This is a genomic window from Anseongella ginsenosidimutans (assembly GCF_008033235.1).
In the GTDB taxonomy this organism is placed as follows: domain Bacteria; phylum Bacteroidota; class Bacteroidia; order Sphingobacteriales; family Sphingobacteriaceae; genus Anseongella; species Anseongella ginsenosidimutans.
This window is the reverse complement of record NZ_CP042432.1, coordinates 2071814-2095718: the sequence shown is the minus strand read 5'-3', so window position 1 is coordinate 2095718 and position 23905 is coordinate 2071814. Positions and strand designations below refer to the sequence as shown.

Sequence of the window (23905 nt, the reverse complement as noted above, 5' to 3'; positions counted from 1 at the left end):
AGTACTTGCTATCCGGTAATTTAGCCTCACGGTCACAAATTAAAAACAGCATGAACCAAACCTATATCTGGCTGATCAGCCTGGTGGCCGCCTTCGGAGGCCTGCTTTTCGGATTTGACATCGCTATTTTTTCCGGGACAATCCCGTTTATCCAGCCCCATTTTAACCTGGATGCCGCCGGCCTTGGCTGGGTGGGGAGCAGCCTTTACGTGGGCTGCATGTTCGGCGCGCTGGCCACCGGCTGGCTCACTGACCGCTTTGGGCGAAAAAAGCCCCTGATCCTTTCCGCGCTGATTTTTGCCCTTTCTTCTTTAATGATGGGTCTGGCGGCAAGTGAAGGGGAACTGGTATTATGGCGCATCGTGGCCGGTTTCGGCGTGGGTGCTGCATCCATGCTCTCTCCCCTGTATATTGCCGAAGTAAGCCCCCCGGCAATAAGAGGAAAAATGGTCTCGATCAATCAGCTGGCCATTGTCATTGGCATTTTGCTGGCCTACTTGTCCAACTATTTTCTGGCCGGCTGGGACAATAACTGGCGCTGGATGTTTGCCTCGGGCGCCCTTCCGTCTGTATTATTCTTTTTCTTTGTTTTCCTTGTCCCGGAAAGCCCCCGCTGGCTGCTTGCGCATGGCAAGGAAGGCCAGGCCCGGAATGTCCTGGCAAAATTGCTCGGGCCTGCTGCCATAGAGCAGGAAGTTCAAGCTGTCCGGAGCAGTCTTTTCCAAACGCTTGTAAAAGCCCGGTTTGCCGACCTGATTAAAGAAGGTATCCGCTTTATTGTGTTTCTTGGCATCGGGATCGCTGTCTTCCAGCAAATTTCCGGCGCTAACGCAGTCTTCTTTTACGCACCCGTCATCTTCGAACAAGCCGGCATGCAGGTCAACGACCAGCTATTTCAGCAGATCCTCATTGGAATAATTAATCTCCTGTTTACCCTGCTGGCAATGCAGCTGGTTGACAAAGCCGGCCGGAAGAAGATGATGCTGGCCGGTTCCTCGCTCATGGCATTATTCCTGCTCCTGATCGCCGCCTGTTTCCATTTCAACCTGTTTGAAGGCTACTGGCTCACCCTGGTCGTACTCGCCTTTATTGCCACCTACGCCACCACCCTGGCCCCGGTTACCTGGGTGCTGATCTCCGAGATATTCCCCAATGGCGTTCGCGGCATGGCCGTGTCCGTAGCCACCTTTGCCCTGTGGACCGCCTGCTTTGCCCTGGCTTATGCCTTCCCCGTCCTGATAGAAGTACTGGCCCCCGTACAGACCTTTCTGCTGTTCGCCGGGATATGCTTTATTTACTTCCTCTTCCTCTGGCGCTATGTACCGGAAACCAAAGGTAAAACGCTGGAAGAAATTGAAGCTGCCTTCGGAAAACAGTAAGGCAGGTGGTAAGAGCCCTGCGTTTTGCTATTATATTTACAATTATATTGTATATTAGGGATATAGCCGGTAGTTGAACCTAAACACGGATCTATGAAGAAATTCTACGCTCATCAGTTTGTTTTCCTTTTTTGTATTCCACTCGTTTTGTTTCTGGGCGCTTGTAATACCAAGCCTGATCCGACCATGATTTTCCCGCCGGACCGGGAAATTGATACGCTGGCGTTAAGCTATGATTCCAGCAGCACGCCGCTGGTAGCGGTTGAAATAGCCGGCAAGGTTTATCACTTCATTTTTGACAGCGGCGCTCATACTACGCTCCTTGATATGCCTATTCCTGTAAAAGAGGTGATAAGCGCAGACCCGTTTAAAGATGTCTTTGGAGACTCTTATCCGGCAAACCGGGTCGCGCTGGACACGTTTCGTGTAGGAAGAACAACGTTTTCAGCTTTAAGCAGGTATAAGCAGCGGGACATAAAGTATGATGGGATAATAGGCGGAAATATCCTGAGAAGGCTCGCCTGGAAAATTGATTTCAACGAAAGGAAAATATACGCCGCAAAAAGCAGTAAAAGTTTTGGGGTAAATACTGCTGATGGCATTCCCTTTGTGCTACAAAGCAGTTGCCCCGTTATCACCTTACGGATCAATAATGTGGATATTGACCTGATGATCGATACTGGAAGCGATTATTTTACGTGTATTAACAGCCGCGCTTTCAATTCCATGCCTCAGCTGAAAAAAATGGCGGTTTTCTGGCGAGGTGTCACCAGCGTCAACAAAAATAATCTTTTCCTGGCGGCCAACTATGTCCCGAAAATGGACTCTACCTGGTACGTAGAAGCCACACTGCAGGCGGGTAATCATACGCTTACAAATGAGATCATTCAATTTACAAGCCTTCCTACGGCCACAGTGGGAATGGACTTCCTGATGCGTTTTGATTATGTGATCCTGGATTATCCCGGCCGGAAACTTTATCTTGGAAACAAACAGCGCAAGACGTATGATTATTTAAGCCAAATTGCGCTGAACGTGAACAGCATGGGCCTGCAATTATCAAAAGACTCCATTCCCCGCATTAGCCGGATTGCCAGGATGGAGCAGGTAAAAGACCTCCGCGTTAACGATACAGTATTAGCTATCAACAGGTCCTCCTTTATCAACGGAGAGCCCTCTTTTTATAGGAGGGAAATCCTCCGGAAAGGGCCATTGACAAGATTTCCAGCCTTTAAATTAATCCCTTCTTTCCACGAGATCATCATCGAAAACTTTAATAAAACGCTGCCTCATGCTGAAATAAAAGTGAAACGAGGGGACAGTATTCTCTCCGTTAAATTACGACGTGAATATCGTTTCAGGTCCTTTCCCGACACCGTTTGGAACCTTACCGGCATCCCCCTGGGCTTCCCGTATATTGCTACCGGCGCCTTCTTCGAATTTGCTCCTGACAGACTGGAATACATGTTCCTTCCCCGGAAACCGGCCGATCATGTACTCAAAAAAGACTACCAACCCGCGGACTTCACGGAACTCACTTACTATTATTAGTTATGAAAGCAACTATCGAATTTAATTTACCAGAAGACGATCACGAAGCACAGCTGGCGATGAACGCTGGAAAAATATCATCGGTAATTACAGATGTGCTTCAAAAAATTAGCCATTCATTGAAACACGAAGACCTGGACGAGCAATATGCAGCAGGTTTAGAAAAATCGCAGCAATTAATCCTGGATTCCCTGGAGGAATAGGAAGTACAAGCACTAATACTAAATTGAGTGGCTATTAACTGTTGAATTAATACGCTTGAATTAATACTTCCGCGGGAATACGTAGCGTCTCCGTCAATTTTCGAATCATCGCCAAGCTTAGCTTTCGCTTACCGGACAAAATTTCAGATTTCCTGGAACGGTATCCCAGAATTGACGATAACTCCGATTCCGACAAATTCATTTGATCCATTCGGAATTTTATTGCCTCCAGCGGATTGGCCCTGGGAACGGGGTACCACTTGTTTTCGTACTCTTTTATCAGAATAGACAAAACCTCCAGTTCATCGGACTCTTTAGAGTCGGAACGAATATCCTTTTGCATCAAACTATATGTTTGAGCAAGTGCATCCTCGTACTCATCTTTATTTTTTATCGGATTTAACATAACTGGCGTTTTTTGCATCTATTTTATCGTATGAGTTTGCGCAACTCACTTTTCCGTCAAGGTCACTTCCGCCAGCGGATTGAATAAATAGATGCGACCGGTTTTGACTTCGGTGCAGCGATAGCGTTTGCGCAGGCGGGGGCCTTTCCGGAAGGTGCGGGTCCCATTGAGAACGAACAGCGCGCCTTCGGGGAGCTGTTCCACGGCCAGGGTCCCGGCGGGTTTCGAGTCGTGTTTCCGTAAGGTTCGAAGGAGGGTCAGGTCGGTACAGCTGGCTGCTGCCGGGTTTTCGAGGTAACGGGCAAGGGCTGCCCGGATATCTTCGGGGAAAATATCGGCGGCTAAGAAAGGCTGCATCATCCGGCGGAAGAAGCCCTTCCATTCCTTTCCATGCGACTGGACGTTGTTTCCATGGTGATTCCAGGTAACCAGGTGTGCAAACTCATGGACAAGGGTGACCAGGAAAGCATAGGGATTCAGATCGTGATTGACGGAAATGCGATGGGGATGGCCATTATAGGGGTGGCGGTAGTCGCCGAGTTTCGTACTGCGGCGGCGGGTAATCTTTAGCTGCGCTTTATATACGTCAATCCAGCTGGCAATTACCGGTGCAGCCTTTTCAGGAATATAGGTGGAAAGCTTGCTGATATTGTCCATGCACAAACGATCTGTACCTTACCGGCAGTATCCCGGATTTAACTCAACAGCTGGTAGGTAATGAGGCTGCCGAGATAAGCCATCCCGGTCATATAGACTAACTGGATCACCGGCCATTTCCAGCTTTTGGTTTCCCGCTGTACGATAGCCAGGGTACTCATGCACTGCATCGCAAAGGCGTAAAATACCATTAATGAAAACGCGGTTGCCAGAGTGAATACTGGAAGCCCTGTTTGGGCGTTCCTTGCCTGAAGCATTTTTTCCCGCACGGAATCCATATGACTGTCGTCTGCTTCCACGCTGTAAATAGTGGCCATTGTTCCCACGAATACTTCCCGCGCAGCAAAGGACGTGATCAGGGCAATTCCTATTTTCCAGTCAAATCCAAGGGGCTCTATTACGGGTTCAATGGTTTTCCCAAGTATGCCGGCATACGAATTCTCAAGTTTTTCGGAACTAATGTGATGTTCAATTTCTTCCGGAGTAAATTCCGCCTGCATTTCAGCCGATGCATATTTAGCCTCTACCGCCTGCATCTTGTCACTTGGGCCATAGGTAGCCAGTACCCACAGAATAATGGAAACGGCGATGATCACCTTTCCGGCCTGGACCACAAAAGCCAGGGCGCGTTCGTACATGACCAGGCCCACATTTGACCAGCGGGGCATGCGGTAAATAGGCATTTCCATAAGCAAATAAGACCGTTCGCGCATTCCGATAATGAATTTCATTATGTAGGCAACGCCGATAGCCGCTACCAGCCCCAACAGGTACATGAATAGCAGGGCAAGTCCCTGGAAATTGAACACACCCCATAACCGTTCGTTGGGCACGACCAGGGAGATAAGCAACACATATACCGGCAGACGGGCTGCACAGCTCATTAATGGCGTAACCAGGATCGTTATCAGGCGGTCCTTCCAGTTCTCGATGCTTCTGGTTGCCATAATGGCCGGCACCGCACAGGCTATACCGCTGATTAACGGCACTACTGATCTTCCGTTAAGGCCCACCTTTCGCATGATCCTGTCCATGAGGAAGATAACGCGGGCCATATAGCCGGTGTCTTCCAGGATAGCAATGAAAGCGAAAAGAATAATGATCTGTGGAACGAAAATGACCACACCGCCCAGTCCGGCAACGATCCCGTCCACGAGGAGGTCCGTAAGCACGCCAGCGGGAAGAACGGAAACCAGCCAGCCGCTAAGCCATGCAAATCCTTCTTCGATAAGCGACATGGGATATTCCGCCAAAGAAAAGATGGACTGAAAAAGGATAAAAAGTATCAGTACGAATATGAGCAGGCCAAAGACCTTATGAGTTAATATCTTATCAATCCGGCTGGTAAAGGTCTCTATCGCCGCCGGAACCTCCTGCCGGACACACTCCTTCAACAGGCTGTCAATATAGTTATACCTGGCAGCCGTTTCGGCGAGCTGTACCCGGCCCGGCTGAAAATCATGTTTTTTAATAAGCTTTTCGATGGCAGGACCGCTCCCTTCATTCAGGTACAGCAGGTTCTTGTATTGGTTAGCCACCTGCAGCGCTTCATAGGGATGACCGATATTAAGCGTCTCCTGCAGTTCTCCAAGAAATGCCGGTTCCAGCTCCTCAACATTAATGGTATTATTCTGGGTTGGAACGGGAGTAATGCGGGCGATCGTTTCCTTCAATTCGGGAATACCCCGCTTATTCCGTGCGTTCAAGGGCACCACCGGTACGCCCAGTTTGCCGGCCAGCTTGTCCACATCAATCTTTAGCCCTGCCTTCTCCGCTACATCAATCATGTTCAGGGCCAGGACAACCGGGATCTTCAGGTCAGCCACCTGGGTAAAAAGCAGCAAGTTGCGCTTCAGGTTAGACGCATCAGCCACTACCACGACGGCGTCCGGGTAGAGTTTGTTTTTCTTATCCGCCAGTACTTCAAAGGCAATCTTTTCGTCCTTTGCCTTGGGGTATAGACTGTATATGCCCGGAAGATCAATTACCTCCGCTACATGTGTATCGGAAAGTGTGCAATGCCCTGTTTTCTTATCAATGGTGACGCCGGGAAAATTGCCTACCTTCTGATTAAGGCCGGTAAGATCATTAAAAACAGTGGATTTTCCGGTATTGGGATTGCCAATCAGGGCAACCCTAAGTAAGGTTTTCAATCTATAGCCGTTAAAATGATAGTTGCTGCTTCACTCTTACGCATGCTCAATTGGTAACCTGCCACGGTAACTGCCATGGGATCTCCAAATGCTGCAATGTAATCCACCCGCACAGGTTCTCCCGGCAGGCATCCCATTTCCATCAACTTAACCGACATTTCTTCATCCGAAAAGGACGATATGGTTCCGGTTTGACCTTTCTGCAATTCCGATAAGTTCATACCCGAGTCTTGGATTTTGCTCCGAACTGCAAGTATAGCCCTTATTTATAACTATTCCAAATTAAAACTTGGCTATACTTAGCCGCAGACATGCCCCATAACAGTTGTTTGCTACACGTGAATCAGCAAAGGGATTCCTGTTTAAGCTTACGGCGCACTTTTTTGACAAAAGAATCAGAAACTCCGGCCAGCTTTGCAGCCTGCTGGTCATCAAGGTCCATCTGCGAGATCAAGTTCCTGACAACTTCACTCCTCGCTTCCAAACGACCTTTTCTAATTCCTTTTTCAAGGCCTTCATCCAAGCCATTCAGCCGATACATTTCACATACTGCTTCTTTCATTCCCATTGTTTTTCTCCTTTTGGTTAATTGGGTCTTTATATTGTTCAAAGCTTCTGTTCATCTCCTTATCCTCAAAACGAATATAATGCGTCAGAAACAGCATTATCGCTTCAATCTTTTTCTTCGGTAGCTGTTGACCTGCGAGGTTTTTCAACAGCTTTATTTTCATTTTGTAAAGCGCTTTGTCATCCAGCTTTTTCCCGGACAACGCAGTCTTGGCAATTAGCAGTACGGTAGCAAAGGGGTTTTTACTCCGTTCCAGCTCCGCGTCATCCTGCTCCAGCAGTTTATAGGTATTGAAAGCGTAAATAAGCTGAGTCCCCCCGTTTTGCTTTCGTCCGGCTCTTCCAGGCAAATGCCCCATGAGTACAGTTTTAAGTTATTGATGGTTTCTTCACAGGTTATATACATAAGGTATGGTTGCTGCGGTAAAAATAACAAACCCATCCGTTATCCTAAAAAAATTAGTAAAACCAAATTGGGTAACTTGCCCGGTTTGCAGCCCTCAGATTTCGCACAGCGCGAAAAAGGCCGGAAAAAGGCGTTTTTTAAAGTTGAGAATGTTGAAAAAGGTCGGAAAACAAGAAACCCCGCCGCGGATGGGCAGGGTTTCTTTTAGTACGAAAAACAGGGCTGTCCCTGTTTTTTTAACTTCTTCCCGAAGATGGTCGTTAAAACGTATAGGTCAGGCCTGCGCTGGCTACGTTATTTTTGGTAGTCATATCGGTTTCGTTGCCGTCACTGATATCTGTCAGGCCGGTGTAATACCTGGCAAAAACGCCGATGCCCATGGGAAGCTGATAGCTTGCTCCGCCGGCCAGCCCAAAATCGATGCTCTTGGTTTGGTCCTTGACATCTTCCTCTGCTTCACCGCCGTCCGTATCAAGCACACTTTTTGCAGACAAAAGCAAACCCAGCTGGGGACCTACTTCCAGGCGAAAACCTTCCCAGAACTGGTACCTTGCCATTACCGGGAGGCTCAGGTAGCTGAGTTTATATTTATAGGAATTGTCACCTTCCTCAGCAAGCACGGATCCCTGGGCAGAATACAGCAGTTCCGGTTGTACCGAAAAGTTCTCGGCCAGTTCGGCATTAGCAAATATACCGGCCTGAAATCCCGTGAGCGTACTGGGATCCAGATCCTCTACGTCTTCGGAAAAATTCAGGTTAGCGAAATTAACGCCAGCCTTTACCCCGTAATTTACCTGTGCATACGTGCCGCCCATTCCTGCCAGGAACAGGGCGCCTATTAACAGTGTTTTTTTCATTTTCATTGCTTTTTTTAATAATGCCCTTCTCTGACGAAAACTATGCCAGTTTCAGGGCCAGGGGGTTAACAAAAGCGTTACAGGAAGTTAACGGCCAGTTTTTCAAGAGCTTGCTTTAATGCCAGAAACCTTGCTTATCTGCCAGGCCGGGCATGACATAACGGGCATGACATGAATGGCGGTATTATTCGGCCTTTACGATTTCAGCGCTTTTCCCGACGCCGTTTTCGTTGAAAGCTTCTACGGTAAAATAATACTCCTGGTTAACGGACAGGCTTTTCAGTTCCAGGGAATTGCTCCCGTAAACCAGCCAGGAATTATATAATTTATCCGGGGCAATTCCCCAGCGCACATTATATCCCTGGCAGCCAGCCTGTTTTTCCCAGGTAATGAGTGCATCACGCCGGTCCGGACGGCGGTCCGCGCTTAAACCCTGTACCTTCCCCGGAATCTTTCCATTACCCAGGCCGAACACGCGCAGATCGGAAATGGAAAGGTGAGGGGTTGGAATATGGATGTTTTTATAGCGGATGTACCGAACGGTCCGGGGCCGGGCGAGTTCGACATAATCATTGGGGACGTCTTCAAAGCTGTTTTTCCTGTCAACCAGTACCTGCCATTTTTTGCCGTCCGGGGAACCTTCGATGAGGTACCTGTGATAGAGGCCGGGTACTCTTCCATACATAGCCGACTGATAATCATTGTAATTTACCTGTATAGCATGTACGGTTGCCGGGTGAAGCAGGTCTATTTCTATCCATTGCCGGTCATTGTTTTCCTTCGCGACCCAGAAGGTTTTCACATTTTCGTCAACTATATTCCCGGGTGCATAGTTTTCCAGTGAAGAAAATGCTTTTACCGGCTTTTTATAAGAAAGCAGCATCCAGCCGCTGAATTCTCCCGCTTTCCCGGGAATTGAAGGCGCAAAATGAGGATAATCCCCGAAAGAAGTATTTACATGCATCAGTCCGTCTTCATCAAAATAGCTGGGGAACATGCTGATGCGCCTTTCCCAGCCGATATTTACGGCAACCGCCGAGGTAGCGAAATGCCAGTAATTCCCCTGCGGCCCCAGGACTGTACTCCCATGCCCCGCCCCGTTGGCAAAGCCGCCGGGTTTGTAGGAAACCGGATTGTTCGGGGCATAGATATACGGGCCCAGCGGAGAATCGCTGGTATAAACGCCGTCTCCGTAGACGTTCCATTCGGTTCCGGGCGCAGCATACTGCAGGTAGTAGGTATCCTTATGCCTGGTGATCCAGGCCCCCTCAATATACCCTTCAAGGACGGTATCCGAATGATTCTCGCCGAAACGCTCCCAGCCATGTTTTTCTTCATCGAGGTTGAACAGTTCGGTCACTTCTTCATGGGGGCGAAAGCGGAGATCCTTATTCAGCTTCCTTCCCCGGATCGGAAACTTATTGGATGATCCCCAAAAGATATATGCCTGCCCGTCATCATCGATGAACAGGGCGGGATCCTGCAGGTTGTTCAAAATAGCCGGCACGGCTTTCCAGTTTCCCGCCGCGGGATTGTCTGTATAAAGAATACTCATGGAGCCGGAAGGATCGCCTGCCATGTACAATACAGAATCTTTATAGTTAAAGGCGGCCGGTGCGTTGGAGCCCTGGAAATACCATTTTCCCGGTGTAATAAATGTCCAGTTATAAAGGTCTTTGGAATGCCAGTAGCCCATTGAACGCGTAACGAACATATAATACTCATTCCTGAATTCAACCACCGCCGGATCGGCGCCTGAACGATAAGAAAGATCATTATTGGCGTTATAGATCATGTAGGTATAATCCAGGTTTAAGGGGTTGCAATAGGTTTTCATTTGAGCCGACTGCCCGTATGCGCTATGCCCCCGGCAAATGCCGAAACCCAGCAGCAGGATCAGTATATAAAGCTTCCTGTTCATTTTTCTTAATTGAACCAAGCCAGTTCCCGTTCCGTGAAAGCCGCTTAAACGGGAGCCGGATCCCCGTGTTAAATAGCTAAAAACTTCAAAAACCGGAAAAACCGAGCTTCTTCAGCCCCTGCTTTATTTCGGGACAGGACATAAAAAGCTCCCACAACAAACCGGAACGGTGGTTTTCTATCATGACCACAACAGGCCCCTGGTCAATGGCCAGGTAGCGCTGCGGGTACCAATTTTCAGTTTGACTAAACGCGTCATAAAACCCGTATTTACCCCAGATCTTATCGCCAAGATTGTAATAGAAATGCTCCAGGGCGGCCATGGACTTTTCAGGCGTATAAGGGAAGGAGGAAAGCGCGGCTGTAGGCGAAATGACGCCAAGATCGCGGGAGGGGCTGTGACCGGCATAGCCCTCGACGGAATAACTGGCTGTCAATCCCCAGCACTGTTCGCCATAGCCTGCAAAATCCTTTGGATTGTCCACGCAATACTCATAGTTGATAAGCGCGTGGTTACGGTTCTCTTCCCAATAATTGGCATAGCGGTCTTCCAGGTTCCTGGGATCCAGGCCCAGGTAGGAATAATGAGCCCAGAATAAGGGGCCGCCGTATTTTTCAGCGCCATTGTGCTTCAGGGAAAGATGATGTCCGTAAGTGGTCACATCTGTGTTAATACCGCCGCTGCGGGCCCATCCGTCGTGATAGGCTTCCGCCGGCACACCATGAGTTGGTGAGGAAGCCGCCAGTATATAGGTGATCATGCATTCATTGTAGCCCTCAATAGGGAAGTTCATCTCCCAGCCATGACTGGGGGACCAATGCCAGTAAAGCACATCTTCTCCCCCTTTGGTATGCCAGTCCCATTCGACGTTTTTCCATAACCGGTCCATTCTGTCGGCAAGCGCTTTTTCTTCTTCATTGCCATCGGCAAAGTACTGGCGTACACACAACAAGCCCTGCATCAGGAAAGCGGTTTCTACCAGGTCGCCCCCATCATCCTTTGAGCTGAAAGATTTTACCTTCCCGGTTTCGCCGTTCCACCAATGCGGAAATACACCATGAAAGCTGTCGGCATTTTCCAGAAAACCGGCAATTTTTTCAAAACGGCGGAGGCCTTCCTCCCGGCTGATGAACCCTCTTTCAATGCCCACCAGGATAGCCATTATTCCGAAACCGGAGCCGCCCGAGGTAACGACGTTCTTATCGTTCTGCGGGTATACCCCGTCCACATGATAACGCTCGCGCGCCATTCCCGATACCGGTTCGGCCCCATCCCAGAAGTACTGGAAGGTGCGGTACTGAACGCTGTCCAGCAGTTGTTCAGCGGTTAAGCTGTCTGTTTTTCCGGGTTCCTCCGGCTTGCTGTCATTTCCGGGAGTATTGCAGGCAATAAACCCGGACAGGACCAGTAAAATAATTAAAAAGCTACTCTTCATTTCTTGCTGGCAAATAACGTGTTTACTTCTTCAGCGGTCAGCGCTTTCGTGTATACCCTGAACTGATCGAGCATGCCGGTGTACCGCAGCATCCAGGCCTCCGGATCGTTTTGTATGCCAATATGCTGCTGATACGCGCCGATTACAAATTTTGAAACATTCTGGAACGCAAGCGGCCCAAGTGGCTCTCCGTTCGCTTCAGGATTGGCAACCGCTGCGGGCAGGGGAATAGCTTGGCCGTCCAGGTAAGCTGAAAATACCGAAGTATTCTCATCATAAGTGAACGCCAGATGCCGCCATTTTCCATACATGTCCGGCAACCGTTCCATGCCGTTGCTCCCGCTAAAGTCAACCCAGGGGCCGAAATTAAATTTCAACTGCATGGAATTATCGTCGGGGTTCCCGTTGCCTTCAATGGTTGCAAACATATTTCCCCAGAAGTCCTCCGTATTGGGAAGCATAAAAATACATTGCGCTCCTCCTTCATGCTTTTCCGTGTTCAGCCAGAAAGCCACCGTGAAGCTGCTCATTTCCGCGAGCTTTCCGGCAGAAGCAAATTGTATCTGCCCGGTTGCTGATCCCTGATAGGCTTTGCCGTGAACACCTTCCACGTAACTGATCCCGGTAGCAGTACCTTCGTCAAAGTGGATGCTGTCCAGGGGCGAATCCTCGAATCCGAGGTAAAGCTGCAAAGGCCCGTTCAGCCTTGCCGTGTCGTCCGGTATGAGGACCAGTTCCGGGCGTTCCATTTTCTGGCAAGACGTAAAGCCAAGGCCCCCTAAACCTGCCATCAGTATAATTGCAGCTGTTTTTAACATATATTTTCCCATTGTCTTGTTCCTTTCTGCTAATAGTTCGGGTTCTGCTTTAAGACGCCCCCCGATTTATCAATCTCCGGCTGCGGAATGGGCAGGTACTCGTGACGCGGCTGATAACCGGTTTTCCCGGCAGCATGCATTACTTGCTGCACAATTCCCCAGCGCACCAGGTCAAAGAAGCGCTCGTCCTCCATTCCCAGTTCCACGCGGCGCTCATGCCGGATCGCCTCGCGCAGCTCTTCCGGATTGGTAGTGATCACCGGCGGGAGTACGGAATCACTTCCGCCCCTTGCCCTTGCCCTGACCATTTCCATGTATTCAAGGGCTTTGGCTGTGTTCCCAAGTTCATTGGCAGCCTCGGCGGCCATCAATATCACATCGGCATACCGGATCACCCGCATATTGAACCATTGCCCGCCCTGGCTCGCGGTAGCATCCCGGATAGCCGGATTGGTATATACCTTTTTATTCCAGTAGGGACGCGGAACATTGGGTGTTGCAGGAGGCACGGTTTCGCCGTAAGGCTCATTCAGCTGTCCGGAATAGAGCAAGGTGACATCCTTCCGGGGGTCGCCGGCCTCAAATGCCTCTGCCAGCGATTCAGTGGGCGTGTTCCAGCCCCATCCCAGGTTCCATTCGCCCGCGCCGCGCACACCCTGGCGGGTAGCATAGTTAATCCCGAACTCTGTCTGCCCCTGTTCATAAAGCGCCTGTATCTCGAAAACCGACTCGCTGCTATTCTCGGCCTCTTCCCTGAATATTTCATCGTAAGGCATGCTCAGATCATACATGCCGGTGTTCATTACTCCTTCCGCCGAGGCCAGCGCGGCCGCCCACTGACCCCGGAAAAGAAATGTCTTGGCCTGCAGTGCAAGGGCCGCGCCACGGGTGATCCGCCCGGGATATTCCGGCCAGTCCAGGGGAAGAACGCCGGTTGCTTCCTCCAGGTCCGCATCAATCAGGGCATAGATCTCGGCTACCGAAGATTTGGGAACGATGGCGTCTTCAGGCTCAATGATCCGGAAATCTATTAAGGGCACTTCACCAAATGCACGCACCAGGTTGAAATAGGCGAATGCGCGCAGGAACTTGGCCTCCCCTGCATTGATACTGGTAGCCGAATCAAGCTCCACGGTGTCTGCGGCTGCTATTACATTATTCGCCAGGGAAATCAGGTTATAATGGTCGGTCCAATACGTATTCAGCAGCCAGAAATCAGTCGTATACTGGAAGTTATCGAAAAAATTTTCGGCATCCACGCCGTCGCTCACCGAACTTCCCTTGACAGCATCGTCAGAACGGATATTATGCACAGCAACGTAGGAAAGCCCCGAAATCCCGTCATTCCGCAGGGCGGCATAGGCGCCGAACACCTGCCCTTCCAGCGAACCCGCGGGAATATCGTCTTCCGTATAGCGTCCCTGGGGCATTCTTTCCAGCCAGTCCTTTTTACATCCGGCCAGGGATAGTGCTGCCAGTATTACCGGAAGCACCCATAAAATCTTTTGGTATCTTGTTTTCATGACCTTTTCTCAATTACATTAGAAATTCAGGTTCACACCCAATGTATAAATCGCCGGCACGGGATAGGTTCCGTTATCGATTCCGAATGAAGTCGAGCTTCCTCCTATTTCAGGCGTATAGCCGGTACTATTCGTGAAAGTCCAGGGGTTCTGTGCGTTCAGGTATATGCGCAGCGCTTTCAGCCCCAGTTTTTCAAGCGTTTGCCTGTTCAGATTGTATCCCAGCTGAATGTTACGAACGCGGAAGAAACTGCCGTCTTCAATATAATAGGTAGAAACCAGGCGATTGTTGGATCTTGAACTGATCAGCGGCTCCCAGTTCGATGTTCCCGCGCCGTGCCAGCGATCCAGCATATGCTCCTGGAAATTGAATTGCGAGAAAGACCCGCGGTTCCAGTCCCGGAAGAGTTCGTTGCCGTAAACACCGGTAAAGTCGGCAGACACATCGAAGCCCCGGTAGTTGAGGCTGAGGGCGATGCCATAGGTGAAATCAGGGGTAGGATTCCCGATCAGGGTGCGGTCATCCTGGGTGATATTGCCATCCCCGTTCACATCGCGGTACTTTATGTCTCCGGGCTTCACCTCGTTGATCTGGTTCGTGGGCGACTGACGGATTTCCGTATCGGTTTGATAAATGCCGTCGGAGATATATCCGTAAAAGTACCCGATAGGGTAACCGATGGCGGTCCGGGAGATGCCGTTGAAGATCTCATAGCCTTCGCTTACCAGGTCAAGCACTTCGTTGTCGACGGTCGTAAAGTTACCGCTGACAGAAAGGGAGAGATCTTCGCCAAGTTCCTGGTTCCAGGAGGCTGCCAATTCCAGCCCATGATTAGAAATACTGCCCACATTTGACAAGCCCGGCCGCGAACCCAGGGTGCCGGGCACGGTCACCAGGATATCCTCTGTCTTTTTATCATACCATACCGCCTCCACATACAACCTGTTTTTAAAGGCATTCAATTCAAAGCCCGCTTCCCAGGCATATACGCTTTCCCAATGCAGGTTGGGATCGGCAATATAGTCCGGTTCGTAAGCAGGAACCACGTCATCTCCGAAGACCGCTGAATTCCCAGGAACCAGCAAGGGATAAGCCGGGTAACGGTATTGATCGCCTGTATTCTGGTTCCCAAGCAGTCCCCAGGAACCTTTCAGTTTCAGGAGATTAACCGTGCTTTGCGACTTCATGAAATCTTCTTCGCTGACTACCCAGGCAGCCCCTACAGAGGCAAAATTCTGCCAGCGTTTCGGATTCTCCGGAAGAAAGCCGGAACTGCCATCCCGGCGGTAGGAAAGGTTCAGCAAATATTTATACTTGTAATTATACAGCACCCTGGACAGAAAAGAGAGGTTCGCTCTTTCCCAGGCTGAACCGGTCCCAGTTTGGGTATCGCTGTCGCCAATATCCACGTACCAGAAACGAGGCTCATTGGGAATAGGCCGGCCGTCACCCTGGGTCCTGTGGCCGCTGGTTCCTTCAAAGGAATTATAATAAGAAGTCCAGCCGGCCATTGCCGTAAGATTATGATCGTTAAAGCTGTTCTTATAGGTCAGCAGCCAATCTGACTGCACCTTTGTATAAATATCCTGGCTCTGGTTTACCGAAGTGGTTTCCACCAGGTGATCGATACCGTCGCCGGCGATATCCGGGTTGTACACATTTATCAAGGGGCTGTAGGACCGGCTCTGATTAAAACCATAGTCGGCCAGGAAGGCGGCCCGGAAGGTGAAGTCTTCCAGGAAATCGACTTCGGCAAACACGCTTCCAACGGCGCGGTACTGCCGGCTGATCAGCGTATTTTTCCGCAGCTCCACATTTACCATGGGATTCCAGATCTGCGCCCGCTGAAAATCAGGCAACGTATGATAGAGCCCGCTCTCCTCGTGGAAAACCGGGGCGATGGGCGCAGCGCGGATAGCCGCATCCACCTCGCGGTTTTGCGGAAGTTCCGATCGGTACCCGTTAAAGTTGATGCCCACTCTCAAATTTTCGTTAAGCTGGAGTTCATCATTCAGGGACAAGGTGATCTTGTTCAATTGTTCATGTTTGATCATTCCCTGCTCCGTCGTGTAGCCCAACCCCATATAGAATTTATTCTTTTCCGTTGCGCCGCTTACGCTCAGATGATTGTAATTCAGTATTCCTTTCTGGAAGATCTCATCCTGCCAGTCGGTATTCGCCGTCCATTTCTCATAATTATAGGGGGTAGCTCCGTCATTTACCAGCTGTTCATCATATAACATCTTAAAGCCCGCGGCATCCGTCATATCCATCGGATCCGAAACCTGCTTAAAACCTACTGTACTGTTAAAATTAAAATTCAGCTCGCCGGCTTTTGCCTGCTTTGTGGTAATGGCAATAACGCCGTTGGCGCCCCGGACCCCGAAAATCGCCAGGGAAGAGGGATCCTTTAGTATTTCAATGGATTCAATATCCGACGGGTTAAGGTAATCGATGTTATCGTTCAATATACCGTCCACCACGTATAAAGGTTTTATGCCATGAATGGTATTTGTTCCCCGGATCCGTATATCAGGCTCCGCTCCCGGCCTACCGGAATTGGTAATATGCACCCCGGCCACCTTCCCCTGCAGCGAAGCCACCGGGTTGGTCGCCGGCTTGTCCGCCACCTCACTCCCGTCAATAGAGACAATGGAACCCGTAAGATCCCGCTTGACAGCGGTACCGTATCCTATTACCACCACTTCATCCAGCTGGCTGGCAGCCGGCGCCAAAACTACATTTATAACGGAGCGGTCACCGACGGTTTCCTGAACGGTAGTCATCCCCAGGAAGCTAAACAGCAGCACCGCCTCATTACCCGGAACGCTGATCGTATAATTCCCTTCCAGATCGGTAGCGGTACCTATGCTGCTCCCTTGCACCGTAACAGACACGCCCGGCACCGGAAGGCTGTCCGCAGCCCCCACAACCCGCCCGCTAACCGTTCTTTCCTGCCCGTAACCATACTGGGTAAAAAAGCATAAAAATGCCAAAACAGTAAGTACATTTCTCATAATCACATCGGTTTTGAAAATGTTTCAGGACCAATTTACCCCTTACTCCTTCCCAATCCCGAATTCTCCCCCTCATCTTTACCTCAACACCCCCGCACCAACCCCCCACATTCACTACATCAACAACACATCACCCCAACCCCAACCCCCTAAAAACAAGCCAACTAAAAGTATACGCATCCCTATCACCCAATCAGCGATGAGAAGCGATCCACCCCCCATCAACCAACCAAACCCTACCCCGCCAGCGATGCGAAGCGAGCCACCCCCATCAACCAACCAAACCCAACCCCCAACGATGCGAAGCGAGCCCCCCATCAACCAACCAAACCCCTACCCCGCCAGCGATGCGAAGCGAGCCACCCCCATCAATCCAACTAAACCCCAACCTCAAACAGTTGTAAAATGTCCGGCGGACAAGGTTTCGCGCGGGGGTGCATGAGCGATGTTTGATTGTTTTGGCGCGCGCGCCAAAACAATCAGCCTGAGCGAATGCACCCCCCGCGAAACCGCCCCTCCGAAGGCCATTTTACAACCCCATCATATATTCCACCAAATTATCATCATGCTCCAGATCCAGCTTCTTCCTCAGACGGTAACGCCTGATCTCCACCCCGCGTACGGAAATATTCAGGAGGGGAGCAATCTCCTTGGAAGAAATATTCATTTTAAGGTAGGCGCATAAACGCAGGTCATTGGGCGTAAGGTCGGGGTGGCGGTTTTTCAATTCCCGGAAGAAATCTTCATGAGCCCGGTTGAAGCTCTGTTCAAAAATACGCCAGTCATCATCATTACTGATATTATTATCGATTACCCGGTACAGCTTATTAAAGGCGCCGGAAGGAAGACCGTTATCTTTTTGCTTTTTCAGGCGGGAAAGCGCTTCTTTAACAGCGATCAGGACTTCATTTTTCTTGATAATGGCCATCGTGGAATTAGCAAGTTCATTGCTTTTCGCCGCGATCTCCGACTGCAGTTTCTCATTTTCCAGCTCTACCAGCCGCTGTTGGTTAAGGAGCCGTTCTTCCTTCAACTGTTCTTCCTTTTCATGCCGTAGGCGCTCCATGGCCACTTCATGTTTTCGCTGTATTTTTTTCCGGTATCTTCTCCGGAAATAGATGACGGCCACTGCCGCCGCCAGCAAATAGCAGAGATAAGCCCACCAGGAGGCATACCAGGGCGGCAGCACTTTAAACGTGAAGGTATCCTGAAGTGTTCCCGGCCCCGGGTCTTCCGCCAGGCGAACCATAAATGTATAAGTCCCGGCCGGTAAATTTGTATATTCCTTGTAATTCAGGGAAGAGACGCCGGACCATCCCTCATCAAAGCCATCGAGCCGCACCTGGAAGCGCTTCTCGGAATAACCATAAGATGGCGAAGCAAAGCGGATCTTGATATTGCTTTTGTTATATTTTACCCGGGGCGTCTCCTTTCCATCGAAGGGAAGAAGCCTGTTGCTATCCGATAACTGAACCACCCTCCGGATAAAAAGGCCCGGCGGCACTTTCTTTTCAAGCTGCTTAAGCGCGCTGTCCCTTAAAGCGGCAAAGCCGTCGTCGAGGCAAAACAAATACGTACTGTCATTCAGCAATACGATATTCTGGTACTCCGAAACCATCTGGGGTAAAAACCTGGAAAAAGGCACGCGAAGCAGCTGCTGTACCTGGTAATCTTCAAGAGTAACCAGCGCAATCGCCTCCGTACTGATAAACCAGTACTTATTCTGCCCGGCCGGAAGAATGCGGTGAGCTTGCTGAAGGATGCCCAATCCTTCGTTCAGCCGCCGGAAGGGGACAATCGCCCCTTTCAATTCATCATACGTATATACGCTTTTCCCGGTGGCAAATACCAGTTGGCTGCCAATTTTAAATACATTAATATTAAAACTGGAAGGAAAACCGGCTTTTTTGTCGAAATAATCGATCTTCCGGGCCTCCCGGAGGTCTTCGCTAAGGCCTATCCGGTAAACGCCTTCATAAGCCCTGCTTGCCCAGATAGTGCCCTGGTGGTCAAATTCGATATACCGGACGGGCTGGGTAAATCCCCGGACGCGATGGCTGAATTCCCAGTTACCCCCAACCTTGCGAAACACGGCCAGCCCTGTGTAGGTGCCCTGGATCATGAAGCCCGGTTCCCCCGGCACTTCGCGCAGCAGCCACCCTCCGGTAACCGGGGAAATTTTTTCGGGGGCACCCTGTTCCGGGCCAATGCGGAAAGTGCCTTCGTTATGCCCGCAAAGCAGCTGCCCGTCTACGACGTCCAGGCTCCAGGCTTGCCCATGGGAACCAGGCACAAAACTGAAAGCCTGGTTGCTTGCCGGATCAACAGGGCGGCGGAACAAGCCATGATTAGTTCCAAGGTAAAGCCAGTCCCTGAACTGTGCTGCGTCATATACCGAACCCAGTAAGCCCGGGCCATCCTGGTAAAAATAAAACTGCTCGCTCAGTTCCACGTAGTCAATGCCATTGTCCAGCCCCAGCCAGAGATTGTGCTGCCTGTCCTCGTAAAGGCTTAATACGGTATTGTTCTGGAGGCCGTTCTCACGGTTCAGGTGACGGATGATCTTTCCGTTTTGATCCATGAGTATCACCCCGTTCTGGATAGTGCCGAAAACAAAGCCAGAAGCGCCGGCAATCCCGTTATTCAACTGATAATCCTTCAAAAATTCGCTGGCTTCGGTATTCCAGGGAAGGAAAGTCGTTCCGTCATAGAGGTACAGGCCCTGCGTGGCGGTACCGATGATAAGACGGTCTTTACTGAAAGGCAGGATAGTCAGTACCGGCACACCCGCGAAAAGTTCACTTCCTTTCCAAAAGCTGAATTCTCCGTTCTCCAGGAGGTAAAGCCCTTTGTTCAGACCCTGCACAATGATCTGGTCATTCACGCTGAAGGAGAACAGCGTCACATCGGGTGTCTCCAGGTCCTTAACCGTTCCGTCTTCGTAAAGGAACATTTTGTTTGAAAAGGCCTGGAAATACACCCGCTCCCCGTCAATAATGATCTTCCAGATCTCCTCATTACTGAATTTATAATCACCCAGCAAATTACTCAGGGAGGTATAACTGAAGCCTCCCCTTGAATTCGCTTCCCAGTAACCGAATTCCTGGTAGGAGCCGGTATAGATCCTTCCGTTTGGGTCGATGGCTACGGATCGTACAATGGTTTCGTCCGGCAGCTCCATCAGGGTCCATTCCGACCCGTCGAACTCCAGCAAGCCTTCTGAATTGGCAAAGTACATGATCCCATTGGGCGCCTGCGCCGCCGACCAGTTCTGGTTCGCCGCTTTGTACTCCCGCTTCGAATAATTAGTAATGAAAGGGGTAGCCGGATCGGCCGCCGCCCGGCCGCACCAACCAATAAACAGCGAAAGAACAAATATTAAGCAGGTCCATATCCTTCTTAAAGCCATCGCTTCCTCTTAAACCAAAAATAGATAACCGCAGTGATCAGGAGCATCGCCGCCAGCGTAAAATAATAACCGTAATGCCAGCGCAATTCTGGCATAAAGTCAAAGTTCATCCCGTAAATGCCTACAATGAACGTCAGGGGCATGAAAAACACCGAAAAGATGGTCAAAACGCGCATAACCTCGCCCGTGCGCTGGGAAGTGAAGGAAATATAAATATTGAGCAGGTGGTTGGATTCGTCCACGATCTCATTATAAAGGATACTGAGACGAAGCTGCAGATCAAGCAGGTCCTGGGCCAGATAATGTTTTTTGTACAGCTCGTTCAGCCTGCGTACTACATCGTCCATCAGGGTAATGATGCGAAAACAAACGGAAGCCCTGCGCTTTACCTTATAAACACTTTTGAGTATATCCGGCACCTTTTTACGCAGGAAGATTGCTGATTCATAGACGTCCATTTCTTCGGCGAACCGGGTGGCCGGTTCCTCATAGGTTTTCAATGCCTGATAAACGATGTGCAGCAGTATCTCGTTTTCCTTCTGCACCTTGCCCGTATCGACGTATTTTGTCTTCAGGTCCCTGAGCAGGGGCTGTTCCGAACGGTGAATGGTAATGAGCAAGCCCTTATCGTAAAAAATAGCGATCTTCCGGCTGGCTTGCTGAATACTGCCCGCCTTTGTCCTGGCTTCCTGGTCCAGCACCCGGATAATAATAAATATTTTATCCTCGATCTGCTCGAATTTCGGCAGGTGTTCCGGTTCCAGGCTGTCCTTTACGGAACTACGCGGGATGGCGTGTTCCCCGGCGATCTCCATTAATTCCTCCTGGGTGGGGTTGGTTACATCCAACCAGGTGAAGCCATTTTGTTTTTCGCTGAAAATCTCTACCATGATAACCGGTTTAAAATCATTTCACGCCAAAATATACAAATTTAGCACCAAATGATTTTAAACCGGATGGAAGGGACGCCGCACGGACGAACCCTTTCGGAACCTGTTATTTCAGGGAGCGGTAAGTATACTGTTCATCGGCTATTTTTCCTGGGACGATCATGCTTACCAGCCATCCTACCGCGAAGCAGGTCAGCATCCCTATGGCCGCATAGAGGAAGAAATGGATGTCCGTGTAAGTCTGCACAAGCAGTAAAACAATTGCGCTTGTAAAGAAACCGGTAAGGATCCCTGCTGCGTGAATACGCCGGGTGAATACTCCGGCCAGGAACATACCTGCCAGTCCGCCCCCGAAGAGGCCCACCACCTTTAAGTACTGGTCCCACATGGAAGCGCTGTCGAGCATGGCCATGTAAATGGCCGCGGTAATCCCCACCAGGCCCAGGGCAAGAGTAACATACCGGGCCACTTTTAAGTGTTGTTTGTCGGTGGCGCCTGGTTTCAGCCGCTTATAAAAATCAGTAGTGATCACCGCCGACATGGAATTCATACTGGAATCAAGCGTGGACATCGCTGCTGCGAATACGCCGGCGATCACTAGCCCGGAAACCCCCGGGGGCAGCTGCTGAGCAATAAACCAGGGGAAAATATCGTCCGACTGGCTCATGGGATCAAGCAGTTCCGGTTTAGTCTTATAGAATACCCAAAGGGCCGTACCCACGCTGAAGAAAATGACTGTGGCCGGAATAGTGAGAATAGCGTTGGTCCAGATGGATTTTGCCGCCTTTTCCGGTGTTTCGGTGGTTAAATACCGTTGCACAACAGCCTGATCGGATGTATAGGACACCATATTACCAAAGAAGCTGCCTATTATTACTACCCAAAGCGCGTCGGTAGTGATATCCCAGCTAAAATTGGCCATCTTGAACTTACCGGCTTCCATACCGGTGGAAACAATGGTGCTTATGCCCCCATCTACCTGGGTGGCGATCAGGACCAGGCTCAGCAAAGCCCCGCCAAGGAGCAGCACGACCTGGAAAACGTCATTCCAGATATCAGCTTCTATTCCGCCCAGGAAGGTGTAGATCATGGAAAGCCCCCCGATAAGCACGATACAAAGGAAAATATTGATATCCATAACCGCATTCAGGGCCAGGGAAGGCAAAAAGATCACGATACCCATGCGTCCGAACTGAAAGAGCAAAAAAGACAAGCCCCCGATCAGGCGTACCGGAAGGCTGAAGCGCTTCTCCAGGTACTCGTAGGCGCTGGTGATCTTCAGCTTATGAAAAAAGGGCAAGTACCGGTAAATGATAATGGGCGCCACAGCGACAATCGTCATATTCACGAAAAAAAACACCCAATCGCTCTCATAGGTCTTTGCCGGGATGGATAAAAAAGTAATAGCGCTGAGCTGGGTACCGAAAATACTCAGGCCGGCGGCCCACCAGGGAATACGGTTCCCTCCAAGGAAATAATCATTGGTGCTTCGTTCCCGGCTGGCGTAATAAATGCCTATACCAATAAGGATTATAAAATAAACGACTAAAATGGAGATATCCAGTAAAGCGAAACCGGCCCTCTTTTCCAGGGGCGTTGCTGCCAGCACGGAGGGGCTGCGTACACCCGGGCGTATTTCCCCGCTTGGAATAATGATCTGCCCGTTCCAGCGCGCGGTAACAGTAGTAACCGGCGGAATGCCGGCTTCTATTTCCCCCATGGCCACCCAGGTATCGGTTACCGTGTGATAGGCCAGAATATCGCTGCTAAAGCCCGGGTGATCATCCTTTAACTCCTGCTGGCGGAAGAAAAGACTGCCGTCATCTCCGCCGAAAACCAGCAGATGCGCCTGTCCAAGGTTTACGGCAGGATTCGCCGCGGCCACGGCCGCACGCGGAAGATCCGCGATCCTCGTCCAGGTGCCTGTTTCCGTATCGTAGCGATAAGCGTCCTTCAAAAATTCCCGAACGGGCCCGCCGCTTGCATCCGGCACCAGATTGGCCCCGCTGATAAGAAAAAAATCATCTTCCTGCGTTCCGGCAACGGAAAGCATCCTCGCGGTTCCCGGCCATGATTCCAGCTGCTTCCATTCCATATTCCCGGCCGAAGCAGCCATGTCAAGCACCCAAAAGGTTTTCATCGGCTCCGGGGCGCCGGGCGCAGACAAGCCGCCGGCTACATATACCTTACTGCCTATCTGCACCCCGCTTCCAAATGCCATTGGCTCGGGAAGCGCCGGCATTTCAACCGTTTCGAGGTTCCCGTTTTCCCATTTCAGCAGGAACACATCGCTATAATGCCGCGCGGAATCGCCGCCGCCTATACAAAGGAGTCCGCGGGAAGTACTCACGGAAACCCCGTATGCCAGCGGATGCGGAAGCCTGCCGGCCAATTCCCATTCACTGGTAGGCGACTCCAGTACGTAAACCGCATCATGCCACGCTTTTACTCCTCCGTCCCAGGGCATACCTGCCGGGAAATTAGCGCCGCCGGCAATGAGCAGGGCGCCATTGGCAATTCCGCCGAAAGGCCCTGCCAAACCCACGGAATCGGGGATGGAAGGGAGCTGATCCCAGCTGAAAAGCTGCTGAGGCTTCCCGTCTCCCGCCAGTAAGGATTTGGCGGGGAATAAAAAAGTCATCAGCATAAATAGAAAAGGAATTGTCCGGTTGGTAAAGCGTTGCATTCGTTGTATTTTCAGATTATATCGTA

18 protein-coding genes are annotated in these 23905 nt (G+C 50.4%); 3 read left to right on the top strand and 15 right to left on the bottom strand.

Annotated elements, in window-relative coordinates; translation table 11 throughout:
• The first annotated feature begins 50 nt into the window (after positions 1-50).
• The 3 genes from FRZ59_RS08780 (at position 51) to FRZ59_RS08770 (ending at position 3133) form a co-directional block, all read left to right on the top strand.
• Positions 51-1379 carry a sugar porter family MFS transporter gene (locus FRZ59_RS08780; protein WP_132129957.1) on the top strand — a complete coding sequence of 443 codons (1329 nt, stop codon included), beginning with the start codon at positions 51-53 and terminating at the stop codon, positions 1377-1379.
• A 93-nt stretch (positions 1380-1472) separates the two neighbouring features.
• The gene (locus tag FRZ59_RS08775; RefSeq protein WP_132129958.1) at positions 1473-2930 is read left to right on the top strand and encodes a pepsin/retropepsin-like aspartic protease family protein; all 1458 of its coding nucleotides are present in this window, start codon (positions 1473-1475) and stop codon (positions 2928-2930) included.
• A 2-nt stretch (positions 2931-2932) separates the two neighbouring features.
• Positions 2933-3133 carry a hypothetical protein gene (locus FRZ59_RS08770; protein ID WP_132129959.1) on the top strand — a complete coding sequence of 67 codons (201 nt, stop codon included), beginning with the start codon at positions 2933-2935 and terminating at the stop codon, positions 3131-3133.
• A 46-nt stretch (positions 3134-3179) separates the two neighbouring features.
• On the opposite strand, the gene FRZ59_RS08765 is transcribed toward FRZ59_RS08770, so the two are convergent.
• From FRZ59_RS08765 to FRZ59_RS08695, 15 genes are all read right to left on the bottom strand, one after another.
• Positions 3180-3539, bottom strand: coding sequence for a helix-turn-helix domain-containing protein (locus FRZ59_RS08765; protein WP_132129960.1), 360 nt, complete (start codon positions 3537-3539; stop codon positions 3180-3182).
• 45 nt (positions 3540-3584) lie between these two features.
• On the bottom strand, positions 3585-4196 hold the full coding sequence (locus tag FRZ59_RS08760; protein ID WP_132129961.1) for a SprT-like domain-containing protein: 612 nt from the start codon (positions 4194-4196) through the stop codon (positions 3585-3587).
• Between the two features lie 38 nt (positions 4197-4234).
• Positions 4235-6349 carry a ferrous iron transport protein B gene (gene feoB, locus FRZ59_RS08755; RefSeq protein WP_132129962.1) on the bottom strand — a complete coding sequence of 705 codons (2115 nt, stop codon included), beginning with the start codon at positions 6347-6349 and terminating at the stop codon, positions 4235-4237.
• Positions 6346-6570: a FeoA family protein gene (locus tag FRZ59_RS08750; protein WP_132129963.1), complete on the bottom strand. Its 225-nt coding sequence runs from the start codon at positions 6568-6570 to the stop codon at positions 6346-6348. The genes feoB and FRZ59_RS08750 overlap by 4 nt, the downstream gene beginning before the upstream one ends.
• A 122-nt stretch (positions 6571-6692) precedes the next feature.
• On the bottom strand, positions 6693-6911 hold the full coding sequence (locus FRZ59_RS08745; RefSeq protein WP_132129964.1) for a hypothetical protein: 219 nt from the start codon (positions 6909-6911) through the stop codon (positions 6693-6695).
• Positions 6892-7275, bottom strand: coding sequence for a hypothetical protein (locus FRZ59_RS08740; protein WP_132129965.1), 384 nt, complete (start codon positions 7273-7275; stop codon positions 6892-6894). The genes FRZ59_RS08745 and FRZ59_RS08740 overlap by 20 nt, the downstream gene beginning before the upstream one ends.
• Before the next feature lie 307 nt (positions 7276-7582).
• Positions 7583-8179, bottom strand: a complete 597-nt coding sequence (locus FRZ59_RS08735; RefSeq protein ID WP_132129966.1) for a porin family protein — start codon at positions 8177-8179, stop codon at positions 7583-7585.
• A 184-nt stretch (positions 8180-8363) separates the two neighbouring features.
• Positions 8364-10100 carry a family 43 glycosylhydrolase gene (locus FRZ59_RS08730; RefSeq protein ID WP_132129967.1) on the bottom strand — a complete coding sequence of 579 codons (1737 nt, stop codon included), beginning with the start codon at positions 10098-10100 and terminating at the stop codon, positions 8364-8366.
• Between the two features lie 85 nt (positions 10101-10185).
• The gene (locus FRZ59_RS08725; protein ID WP_132129968.1) at positions 10186-11535 is read right to left on the bottom strand and encodes a glucoamylase family protein; all 1350 of its coding nucleotides are present in this window, start codon (positions 11533-11535) and stop codon (positions 10186-10188) included.
• A complete protein-coding gene (locus tag FRZ59_RS08720) occupies positions 11532-12353 on the bottom strand; it encodes a LamG domain-containing protein (protein ID WP_158640574.1) in 822 nt (273 codons plus the stop codon). Before FRZ59_RS08720 ends, FRZ59_RS08725 begins: the two co-directional genes overlap by 4 nt.
• Before the next feature lie 29 nt (positions 12354-12382).
• A complete protein-coding gene (locus FRZ59_RS08715; RefSeq protein ID WP_132129970.1) occupies positions 12383-13876 on the bottom strand; it encodes a RagB/SusD family nutrient uptake outer membrane protein in 1494 nt (497 codons plus the stop codon).
• 18 nt (positions 13877-13894) lie between these two features.
• A complete protein-coding gene (locus FRZ59_RS08710) occupies positions 13895-16894 on the bottom strand; it encodes a SusC/RagA family TonB-linked outer membrane protein (RefSeq protein WP_132129971.1) in 3000 nt (999 codons plus the stop codon).
• A gap of 529 nt (positions 16895-17423) precedes the next feature.
• A complete protein-coding gene (locus tag FRZ59_RS08705; protein ID WP_132129972.1) occupies positions 17424-20303 on the bottom strand; it encodes a two-component regulator propeller domain-containing protein in 2880 nt (959 codons plus the stop codon).
• Positions 20294-21193 carry a magnesium transporter CorA family protein gene (locus FRZ59_RS08700; RefSeq protein WP_132129973.1) on the bottom strand — a complete coding sequence of 300 codons (900 nt, stop codon included), beginning with the start codon at positions 21191-21193 and terminating at the stop codon, positions 20294-20296. Before FRZ59_RS08700 ends, FRZ59_RS08705 begins: the two co-directional genes overlap by 10 nt.
• 106 nt (positions 21194-21299) lie before the next feature.
• Positions 21300-23879 carry a sodium:solute symporter family protein gene (locus FRZ59_RS08695; protein ID WP_132129974.1) on the bottom strand — a complete coding sequence of 860 codons (2580 nt, stop codon included), beginning with the start codon at positions 23877-23879 and terminating at the stop codon, positions 21300-21302.
• Positions 23880-23905 lie beyond the last annotated feature (26 nt).

Coding starts and splice junctions, on each gene's coding strand:
- FRZ59_RS08780 (WP_132129957.1), top strand. CDS start 51: ATGAACCAAACCTATATCTGGCTGATCAGCCTGGTGGCCGCCTTCGGA.
- FRZ59_RS08775 (WP_132129958.1), top strand. CDS start 1,473: ATGAAGAAATTCTACGCTCATCAGTTTGTTTTCCTTTTTTGTATTCCA.
- FRZ59_RS08770 (WP_132129959.1), top strand. CDS start 2,933: ATGAAAGCAACTATCGAATTTAATTTACCAGAAGACGATCACGAAGCA.
- FRZ59_RS08765 (WP_132129960.1), bottom strand. CDS start 3,539: ATGTTAAATCCGATAAAAAATAAAGATGAGTACGAGGATGCACTTGCT.
- FRZ59_RS08760 (WP_132129961.1), bottom strand. CDS start 4,196: ATGGACAATATCAGCAAGCTTTCCACCTATATTCCTGAAAAGGCTGCA.
- FRZ59_RS08750 (WP_132129963.1), bottom strand. CDS start 6,570: ATGAACTTATCGGAATTGCAGAAAGGTCAAACCGGAACCATATCGTCC.
- FRZ59_RS08745 (WP_132129964.1), bottom strand. CDS start 6,911: ATGAAAGAAGCAGTATGTGAAATGTATCGGCTGAATGGCTTGGATGAA.
- FRZ59_RS08740 (WP_132129965.1), bottom strand. CDS start 7,275: ATGGGGCATTTGCCTGGAAGAGCCGGACGAAAGCAAAACGGGGGGACT.
- FRZ59_RS08735 (WP_132129966.1), bottom strand. CDS start 8,179: ATGAAAAAAACACTGTTAATAGGCGCCCTGTTCCTGGCAGGAATGGGC.
- FRZ59_RS08730 (WP_132129967.1), bottom strand. CDS start 10,100: ATGAACAGGAAGCTTTATATACTGATCCTGCTGCTGGGTTTCGGCATT.
- FRZ59_RS08725 (WP_132129968.1), bottom strand. CDS start 11,535: ATGAAGAGTAGCTTTTTAATTATTTTACTGGTCCTGTCCGGGTTTATT.
- FRZ59_RS08720 (WP_158640574.1), bottom strand. CDS start 12,353: ATGTTAAAAACAGCTGCAATTATACTGATGGCAGGTTTAGGGGGCCTT.
- FRZ59_RS08715 (WP_132129970.1), bottom strand. CDS start 13,876: ATGAAAACAAGATACCAAAAGATTTTATGGGTGCTTCCGGTAATACTG.
- FRZ59_RS08710 (WP_132129971.1), bottom strand. CDS start 16,894: ATGAGAAATGTACTTACTGTTTTGGCATTTTTATGCTTTTTTACCCAG.
- FRZ59_RS08705 (WP_132129972.1), bottom strand. CDS start 20,303: ATGGCTTTAAGAAGGATATGGACCTGCTTAATATTTGTTCTTTCGCTG.
- FRZ59_RS08700 (WP_132129973.1), bottom strand. CDS start 21,193: ATGGTAGAGATTTTCAGCGAAAAACAAAATGGCTTCACCTGGTTGGAT.
- FRZ59_RS08695 (WP_132129974.1), bottom strand. CDS start 23,879: ATGCAACGCTTTACCAACCGGACAATTCCTTTTCTATTTATGCTGATG.